The organism is Robinsoniella sp. (genome assembly GCF_034124845.1).
This window is the reverse complement of record NZ_JAWYAJ010000004.1, coordinates 8,983-18,870: the sequence shown is the minus strand read 5'-3', so window position 1 is coordinate 18,870 and position 9,888 is coordinate 8,983. Positions and strand designations below refer to the sequence as shown.

Below are 9,888 nucleotides of genomic sequence, written 5' to 3'. Positions count from 1 at the left end.
CGAATACCTGTCTGAACTGTTACGAAAAAATACAAAGTAAGATTGAATAAACAGGAGAAGAACAATTATGAGAGTATTAATTGTGGATGATGATATCGTTACGGTAGACGTCATAAAAAGTACCGTGGGGTGGGAAAAACTTGGAATAGTTGAGGTATTTACAGCCTATAATATTGATCAGGCGAAAACCACACTTACAAAGTCCAGCATAGATATTATTATAAGTGATATAGAGATGCCAAAGGGAACGGGAATTGATTTGCTTACCTGGTTTCGGGAACAGCAGATGGATGGGGAATTTTTGCTGTTAACCTGTCATGAAAGATTTGATTACGCTACAAACGCTGTAAAGCTCCATGCTGCTGAATATCTGCTAAAACCATTTGAACCCCTTGTCATGGAAGCCGCATTAAAGAAGATCATTCAAAAAAGAATGGAACAAAAGCTTTTAAAGGAAGACAGTGAAGCCGGTAAATGGGTCAAAAATAATAAACGCCGGTTGAAATTGAATTTCTGGAATATGCTTCTGGATGGCAGCATAGCTACTTCTAATAGGAAGGATATTGAATCAGAATTGCGCAATCGGAAAATGGAAGATGATCCAAATGATCCATATCATCTTATTATATCTAAAGTTACGAATATAGAGCATGACAGAGAGCGTATGAATCCTAATCTGGTGTTATTTATCTTGGAAAATATCCATTCGGAGATTCTATGCGGAAATCCGGAAAATAGAAATGTTGTCTGTTATGAGTATAAAGATTATTATGTGCTTGTCACGATTTGTAGGACGGAAAATGAAAAAGAACTGTTAGCACTTACCAAGGAACTTATTCTGGGGTTAAAAAAAGTGCTTTCCTCGACGATTACATGCTGTATCAGCGATGTATGTAAAATGCCTGATTTTTATGAGACCTTCCATCGCAATTTGAATTTGTTTTCATTAAATGTTGTTTATTATGGAGACTGCTTTTTGGAGAGCCAGAGTATGAAAACTAGTCCTGATGAAGCTTTCTTTTTGGAATTAAATGTCATGGATCAACTTCTTGCTGAACGAAAAAAGGTGGAATTTTTAGGTTATTTAAAGAAAAGACTCAATGAAAAGGTCTTTGAAAAAAAATTAGACGAGCATATGTTAGAACAGGCAAAACAGGAAATTTTGCAGGCGGTATATACATATCTTGCCAAACGCGATATTCAGGCATCAGGTCTTTTTCGTGAAGAAGCTTTTGTGAGCATGACACAAAAGGCGTCCAGATCAGTGATTGATATTTTGCGCTGGATTAATTACTTTCTGGATCAGATGTATGAATATGAGAGTCAGGTTCAAAAAAGCCATACCGTGGTGGACCGGATCAATCAATATATTCGTGACCATTACGCAGAAAAAATTGGGAGAAATGAAATTGCGTCCCAGTTCTATCTTGCACCAGAGTATCTTGCAAAAATGTACAAGAAGCAGACGGGAAATAGTCTGAAAGATTATATCAGTGAATATCGCATTGAACAGTCAAAGATTCTGCTGAAAAAAGGAGAAATGCAGATTGGGGACGTTGCATTAGCAGTAGGATTTGATAATTTTACTTATTTTTCAACTATATTTAAAAAGTATACGGGAATATCTCCAAATCAGTATCGCAAACAGGAAGCATAAAAATAAGATGTAAGAGGATTTAAGTATAATAAGAGAACAATGTCATGTAATTGACTGTTCTCTTATTTTTTAAAATCCATGTCTTTTTTTTTAATGAATGAAGTTGAAAGAGAAGTTATACTGATACTATCAAAAAAAGAGAGGGTAAAATGTATGAGAAATAAAAAAAGAATGATTGCAGCTTTATTAACTGCAGCTATGGTATTTGGAATTACAGGATGTGGAGCGAAAAGCTCAAGTGGAGAAGCGGGTTCTACAGAGAATGCATCTAAAGACAGTGGTACATATGATCAGGTCGTATATGCATACTCAACATTTAATAATATTCCGTCCGAGAAAGATCTGGGAGAAGTGGAAGAAGCAATCAATAAAATCACAAGAGAAAAGATTGGTACAGAAGTTACATTAAAACCAATTGCAATTGCAGATTATTCCAGCAAAGTATCTTTGGCATTACAGGGTGGAGAAAAAATTGATGTATTCCAGTCATTAGGTGATTTTAATAACTGTGTAGCACAGGATATGACTTATGATCTTACAGATCTTTTAGAAAAAGAAGGCAAAGCAACAAAAGAACTTGTTGGTGATCAGTGGCTTGCAGCATGCAGCACCGATGGAAAAATCTATGGTGTTCCTACAATGAAACCGGTAGCTTTAACACCAATGTTTGTATATCGTCAGGATCTTGCAGATGAACTTGGAATAGATATATCAGGTGTAAATTCACCCGAAGATGTTACAGCAGTTTTAAAACAGGTAAAAGAAGCTTATCCGGATATGACCCCGTTAGCTCCAGTGCAGCAGGGAACAATTGGACTTAATCTGACTTTTGAAAAAACAGATTATCTGACAGATGATTATTATAAACCAATCGGAGTACTTCAGGGCGACAACACAGATGTTATAGATCTTTATTCCTCTGAAGAATTCAAAAATGCAGCTAAACTTGCAAGAACATGGTACGACGAAGGTCTAGTTATGAAAGATGCAGCAACTACAACAAGTACATCACAGGAATGTCTTGCATCAGGAAATTATTTTGGATTTATTGCAGCATATAGCTATCCGGAAGCAGATACTGCAGCAAACCTGCAATCACAGTGTGGTGGATATGAACTTGGCGCAAAAATGATCGGTGATTCTTACCTTTCAACAGGCGATATCAACGCTGTAAGCTGGATGATTGCATCTACAACAGATGTACCAGAAGCAGCAATGAAATTCTTAGATCTAACTTATACAGATGAAGATGTTATCAATTTACTGATTTATGGTATTGAAGGAAGAGATTATGTGAAGAACGATGATGGAACAGTTAGCTACCCGGAAGGTGAAGATGCTACAACAGTTCCATATACAGCTCAGTTAAGCTGTGGTACACTTGGAAACTTCTTTAAAATGTTTCCTATGGAGGGTACAGATCCTGCATCTATCGAATGGGAATTAGAGCAGAATAAGACAGCAAAGACATCTCCAGCTATGGGATTCACATTTGATTCCAAAAAATTAAAAACACAGTATACAGCAGTTGGAAATGTAATTTCCCAGTACTTACCAGGTCTTCTCTGCGGAAGCTTAGACCCGGATACGGGAATTGAAAAATTTGTAAATGCATTAAATGATGCTGGATATCAAGATATCTTAGCTGCAAAACAGGAACAGTTAGACGCTTGGATGGCAAAGAAATAGTAAAAGAGGATAACAATGAAAGCAATTACAAAGAAACAAAAAAAACAGAAGTTTAAAGATTTGTCATTACTTTTAATCGCCGCACCAGGAATTGCTTATTTATTGATCAACAACTATATCCCAATGCTGGGAATTTTCCTGGCATTCAAGGATTATAGTTTCATGAAGGGCATTTTCAAAAGTGACTGGTGTGGATTTGACAACTTCAAATTCTTATTTAAGACAAGCGATGCCTGGATAATGACAAGAAATACGATTTTGTATAATGTGGCATTTATTATAATCGGTACCGCGTTAGCTATTCTGGTTGCAATTTTTATCTGCGAACTTGGAAAAAGAAAAAGAGTAAAAATCTACCAGGCAGCACTTTTGCTCCCCAATATGCTCTCGTGGGTAGTGATCGGATATATTGCATACGCATTCTTAAATGCGGATACAGGTTTTATCAATAATACGATTTTAAAAGGACTTGGAATTGATCCAATTTCCTGGTATGCGCAGTCTGGTGCATGGCCGGCAATCATTATTATTGTATATCTTTGGAAGAATATCGGCTATATGTCTATTATCTATACGGCAGCAATCTCCGGAATTGATAAATCAATTTATGAAGCTGCAGCAGTTGATGGAGCAACAAAACGAAAACAAATCTGGAATATAACACTTCCAATGTTGAAACCGACTGTTATCACACTGACATTGATGTCTATCGGTAGAATTTTCTTCTCTGACTTTGGATTATTCTATCAGGTTCCACAGAATTCTGGAGCTTTGTATGGTGTGACACAGACCATCGATACTTATGTATATCGTGGTTTAATGGAATTGAATGATGTTGGTATGTCTGCAGCAGCCGGTCTTTATCAGTCGCTCATTGGTTTTGTATTAGTTCTATTGGCAAATAAATTTGTTCGTAAGCACGATGCAGAAAATGCATTGTTCTAAGGAGGTATGAAATGACAGAAAGTAAGCCGTTTAATCGTGTGGCAACCATCATACTTACGATAGCTGTAGTAATTGCATTAATGCCAATCCTACTGATTGTAATTGCTTCATTTACTGCTGAAAATTCACTGATTCAGTTTGGATATTCCTATGTGCCAAATGAATGGAGCCTGGATGCCTATTACTATATGGTGAAACAGGGAATAACGATTGCAAGAGCGTATGGCGTGTCCTTTTTCGTAACAATCGTAGGAACATTAATGAGTGTATTGTTAACAACAATGCTGGCATATCCTATGTCAAGAAAATCGTTTAAATATCGTAATATATTAGCATTCTTTGTATTTTTTACCATGTTGTTTAATGGAGGTATTGTTCCGTCTTACATCATGTGGACGAAGATCTTTGCTATCAAAAATACTATCTGGGCTTTGATTATCCCCAATTATCTGGTAACTGCTTTTAATGTAATTCTTGTAAAAAATTACTATTCCAACAGTATTCCGGAGTCCTTAATCGAGGCAGCACAGATTGATGGAGCATCGGAGCTGACTATTTTTGGGAAAATCATGCTTCCACTGGCTGTTCCTACAGTAGCAACAATTAGTTTGTTTACAGGATTATGTTATTGGAATGATTGGACCAATGGTCTGTATTACATAGATGATCAGAAGTTGTTTAGTATACAGCAGCTGTTGATGAAAATCATGAATAATATTCAGGCACTTCGTTCGAATTCCAATGCAGCACTGTTAGGAACAGGAGCAGTTGATCTGCCAGGAACATCTATACGAATGGCAATGGCTGTAATAGGAATTTTACCAATTATGCTTGTATACCCATTCGTTCAGAAATATCTGGTCAAAGGTGTAGTAGTCGGAGCAGTCAAAGGATAAGGGGGCCCAGAAAAGGTCGGATGGTTTTGAACATAAAAGTGAAGCAGGAATAAAGAAACATGGGGCTGGGAAAATTCCCAGTTCCTTTTTATACAGCTTTTATATTTACCAGAAAGGACAAATAAAATGAAAGTTAGTGAAGTAATAGATAAAATTTTAGAATATCATCCGGGTTTTCCAGAGGATTACGATGGATGTGATGGTTATAAATCAGGTGATCCAGCGGCAGAGTGTACGGGAATTGCTTCTGCTTTGGTTCCTACGATAGATGTAATAAAAAAAGCAGCAAAATTGGGATGCAATCTGTTATACGTACATGAACCTTCTTATTACTCTACTTCGGACTATCCAGACTGGAGAGCAGGATTTGAAAATAAGGTCTATGAAGAAAAAAGAAAACTGTTAGAAGAGACAGGGATTGTAATTTTTAGAGATCATGACCACACGCACGCACATCGTCCGGATGGAATTTTCACAGGAGTAATTAAATATCTGGGCTGGGAAGACTATCAGGTCAAACAGGAAGGAATGAACATGTATTTTGAATTCCCGGATATGACAGTAGAAAAAATGAATCAGCTTTTAATGGATCAGCTTTCCTTAAATGGAATCCGTTATATTGGACGACCTGAAAGTAAAATAAATAGAGTTGCCATAGTTGGACATCTTCTTCCCAATATTTTTGTTCATCATCCAACAACAGGAGAAGGCTTTTGCCCAGAATATGCGACAGAGGTTATCAAGCTTTTAGAACAAGAAGATGTGGATGCCATCATTCCTGGTGAAGTAATTGACTGGACAGTTATTTCCTATATCCGTGATGCAGTGCAGCTTGGTAAGACAAAAGCAGTATTTAATGTAGGACATTTTAATATAGAAGAATTAGGAATGAAATATGCAGCAGACTGGATTCCAGAATTGATTGATCCTCAGATTCCAGTGCATTATATTCCAACAGGAGACATCTATTCATTTAAATAACGAGCGGGAGGATTAGCAATGACAGTACAGGAAGTAATGGATGGAATTATAAAAAAGACAGGTGTAAGTCCCCTTCCAGAGGATAAGACATGTGACATTTTTATAATTGGAGATAGAAACAGGGAAGTAAAAAAGATAGGAACCACATTTATGGCAACTGTTGATGTAATAAGAGAAGCAATTGAAAAAAATATTGATTTTATTATTACGCATGAGCCTACCTGGTTTACCGGTATGGATGATACGGAATGGGTTAAAGAAGATCCTGTTTATCTGGAAAAGAAGAAATTACTGGAAGAACATGCCATTTCTATCTGGAGATTCCATGATCATATGCATATGGCTGGCGAAGATGGAATTTATCGTGGATTTGAGCAGGAATATGACTGGGCGAAATACAGAATGCCAGGTAGAAATTCGGGAAATCCAATGGATGATTTCGGTGGATGCTATGAGATTCCAGAGACATCCTTAAAAGATTTATGTGCATTTTTTAAAGAAAAAAGCGATATGCAGGTCGTTCAAATTGTCGGCGATCCACAAATGATGGTAAAACGTGCAGCCGTATTAGTTGGAGGCGGAAGTTTGGGACTTGGTGTGGAAAATATGCCAATGAGACTGATGAGAGAAAAGAACATTGATCTTGCAATATGTGGAGATATCACAGAGTGGACCTTATCCGCTTATGTGCGCGATGCTTCTCAGCTTGGTATGAATAAAGCCATGCTCGTACTTGGACATGAGAGAAGTGAAGAACCAGGAATGAAATATCTTCCTGAATGGATGAAATCCATTGTTGGGGATATTGAAGTTCACTTTCTAGATGCAAAAGAGCCATTTTTATATTTATAAAAAAAGGAGAGTATGATATGTCTACGTTACAGGTAAGCACATTTTCTGTGGCACTAAGCCGCATTGTTTCATTCAATGTTATTTTACCCGATGATCTGATGCCGGAAATGAAGATAAATAACCCTAATTATGACAGGGGAACAAAGACGTTAGTATTATTACACGGATTTTCTGGAAATAGTAATGACTGGTTGATGGGTAGCCTGATTCAGGAACTTTCCGGAAAATACAATCTTGCACTTATCATGCCTTCCGGAGAGAACAGTTTTTATCTGAATGGATTGGGTACGGGAAGAGCCTATGAGACTTTCACAGGAGTGGAACTTATCAATTACTGCAGAAAAGCTTTTGGTTTGTCAGATAAAAAGGAAGATACTTTTATAGGTGGTCTTTCCATGGGAGGTTTTGGAGCTATTCATACAGCTTTAAAATATCCGGAAACTTTCGGGAAAATGTTTGGACTTTCCTCCGCATTAATTGTGAATGAAATTAAGGGAATGGAACCAGGAAGCAAAAATGATGTTGCTGATTACGATTATTATCATCAAGTATTTGGAGATTTGAATCAATTAGATAAAAGTGAAAATAATCCAGAGTTTTTAGTGTCAGAGCGTATAAAAGCGGGAGATACGATTCAGCCAGTTTATATGGCATGTGGAACAGAGGATTTTCTGTTAGCAGAAAATCATGCATTCCGTGATTTCCTTTTAGAGAACAAAGTGATTGTTACATATAAAGAAAGTACAGGTATTCATGACTGGAAATTCTGGAATGCGTATATAGAACAGGCAATTGTCTGGGCAACAGCAGAATAGAAATAAATAATACGAATCAAGGAGAAAACTATGGCAGTAAATGCATTAGAAATAATTGAAAATACAAAGAAATGGGAGGCACCAGTGGTACCGGCAGAAATTCCACATGGAGATATGCCAGGAGATAAAGTAGAAATCGGAGAAGGACATATAGAAAAGGCAAACAAGATTTTTCCAGAAGTATTAAAACAGTTAGTACCAATCATGAAGGAAAATAAACATCGAAGAGCAGTTTTGGCTGTATGTGGTGGATCAGGTGTTGGTAAATCGGAGACTGCATCCCTGCTTTCATTTTATTTTGGTCAAATGGAAATTGGAAGCTATACGTTATCGGGTGATAACTATCCACACAAGATTCCAAAATATAATGATGCAGAACGTCTTCATATGTTCCGTGAAAATGCCTTAAAGGGAATGGTTTGCGAAGGAACATTTACAAAAGAGCGCTTTGATATGATTCATGAATTTCAGTTGAAAGGAGATGATGCCAATAAAGCACATGCAGACGAATATGATTGGTATGAGTCTTATCTTCGTAATGGACGTAAAGGATTGGAAAGTTATCTTGGAACATCAAATGAAATCGGATTTGATGAAGTGGAAAGTATCTTAAAACAGTTCAAAGAAGGCGCAGATAAAATCTGGCTGAAACGAATGGGAAGAGAAGATACGGAACTTTGGTATGAAGAAGTAGATTTCTCAGATATTCAGGTATTGGTAATAGAATGGACACATGGAAATAGTGATAATTATAAAGGTGTAGATATTCCAGTCTTATTAAATTCCACACCACAGGAAACATTAGCACACAGAAGAGCAAGAAATCGTGATGGTGCCACAGACAGCCCATTTACAACTATGGTACTGGAAATAGAACAGGGTATGTTAGAGTCTCAGGCTCACAAAGCAAAGATTATCGTTTCTAAGAGTGGAGACCTGCTCTCTTATGAGGAGTATTTAAAAGTAATGGAAGAAAGTAAAAAGGAAGGAAAATAGAGATGATTATTTCTGCAAATAATGGACCAATGTTAAATGCTTACCCGGACAGCATGGGTGGAACCTTAAGAGATATTACAAAATTTTTAGAAAAACCAGAATTAAAAGATGTGTTTAAATCTTTTTATATATTGCCAAGTTTATTTAACACAGATCTTGATCGTGGATTTTCAGTTATCGACTATACTTTAAACGATCTTCTTGCTGCAAAAGAGGATTTAAATGGATTAGAACAGCTTGGTGTGGATTTGAAGCTGGATTTTATTTTGAACCATGCTTCTGTATTATCCAGCCAGTTTCAGGATCTTATAAAAAATGGTGAAAGATCCAAATACAAAGACTTTTTCATTAACTGGAATAAATTCTGGGAAGGACATGGTACCATGACAGAAGAAGGCTATATCCAGCCGGATTCAGAGATGATAGAGCATATGTTTTTCCGTAAACCAGGACTTCCAATTCTAATGGTACGTTTCCCGGATGGAAAAAATGTACCTTACTGGAATACCTTTTACCAGGAAGTAAAATATCCTGTTCTCGATGCACAGGATATCATGCAGATAGAGGGCTTACAGTATGCAACAGCAGAAAAAACTGCAGAACTTATGAACAGGGGACTTGCAGATGGCAAAAAACCGGCAGAGATTCTGTTAGAAGATTTTGCTATAAAGATTTCTGCAGAACAAAAAGCAGCTATCGTCGAGATGTTAGAATCCCGCAAAAAATATTTAGGCCAGATGGATCTAAATATAAAATCTCCATTAGTGTGGGAATTCTATGATGAAACATTAAAAACATTGTCTTCTTATGGCGCTAAGATTGTTCGTCTTGATGCTTTTGCTTATGCTCCAAAAGAGCCAGGTAAAAAGAATTTTTTAAACGAACCTGGAACCTGGGAAGTGCTTGAAAAAGTAAGGCAGCTTGCCGATAAATATAAACTTACCTTACTTCCAGAGATTCACGCAAGTTACAGTGAGAAAAATTATGAAATGATTTCCCAAAAAGGATATATGACATATGATTTCTTCCTGCCAGGTCTTGTAATCGATGCACTGGA

8 protein-coding genes and 1 pseudogene are annotated in these 9,888 nt (G+C 36.9%); all 9 read left to right on the top strand.

The genetic code is table 11. The features are described from left to right. Positions 1–67: 67 nt before the first annotated feature. The gene (locus ACH2DQ_RS00270; protein ID WP_394914634.1) at positions 68–1,657 is read left to right on the top strand and encodes a response regulator; all 1,590 of its coding nucleotides are present in this window, start codon (positions 68–70) and stop codon (positions 1,655–1,657) included. Positions 1,658–1,750: 93 nt separating this feature from the next. Beyond that, positions 1,751–3,346 (top strand): ABC transporter substrate-binding protein, encoded by a 1,596-nt coding sequence (locus tag ACH2DQ_RS00265; RefSeq protein WP_395025004.1) that lies wholly within the window; start codon positions 1,751–1,753, stop codon positions 3,344–3,346. Between the two features lie 15 nt (positions 3,347–3,361). After that, positions 3,362–4,291: an ABC transporter permease gene (locus ACH2DQ_RS00260; RefSeq protein ID WP_394914636.1), complete on the top strand. Its 930-nt coding sequence runs from the start codon at positions 3,362–3,364 to the stop codon at positions 4,289–4,291. Between the two features lie 11 nt (positions 4,292–4,302). Next, positions 4,303–5,187: a carbohydrate ABC transporter permease gene (locus ACH2DQ_RS00255; protein WP_394914637.1), complete on the top strand. Its 885-nt coding sequence runs from the start codon at positions 4,303–4,305 to the stop codon at positions 5,185–5,187. A gap of 126 nt (positions 5,188–5,313) precedes the next feature. Continuing rightward, entirely contained in the window at positions 5,314–6,168 is an 855-nt protein-coding gene (locus ACH2DQ_RS00250) for a Nif3-like dinuclear metal center hexameric protein (protein ID WP_394914638.1), read from the top strand. Positions 6,169–6,186: 18 nt separating this feature from the next. Beyond that, complete coding sequence (locus ACH2DQ_RS00245; protein ID WP_394914639.1) at positions 6,187–7,020, top strand: Nif3-like dinuclear metal center hexameric protein; 834 nt, start codon at positions 6,187–6,189, stop codon at positions 7,018–7,020. 17 nt (positions 7,021–7,037) lie between these two features. Continuing rightward, entirely contained in the window at positions 7,038–7,835 is a 798-nt protein-coding gene (locus ACH2DQ_RS00240; RefSeq protein ID WP_394914640.1) for an alpha/beta hydrolase, read from the top strand. 30 nt (positions 7,836–7,865) lie between these two features. Next, the gene (locus tag ACH2DQ_RS00235; RefSeq protein WP_394914641.1) at positions 7,866–8,831 is read left to right on the top strand and encodes an adenylylsulfate kinase; all 966 of its coding nucleotides are present in this window, start codon (positions 7,866–7,868) and stop codon (positions 8,829–8,831) included. 2 nt (positions 8,832–8,833) lie between these two features. Further along, positions 8,834–9,888 (top strand): annotated as a pseudogene (locus tag ACH2DQ_RS00230) (glycosidase); the annotation flags it as partial.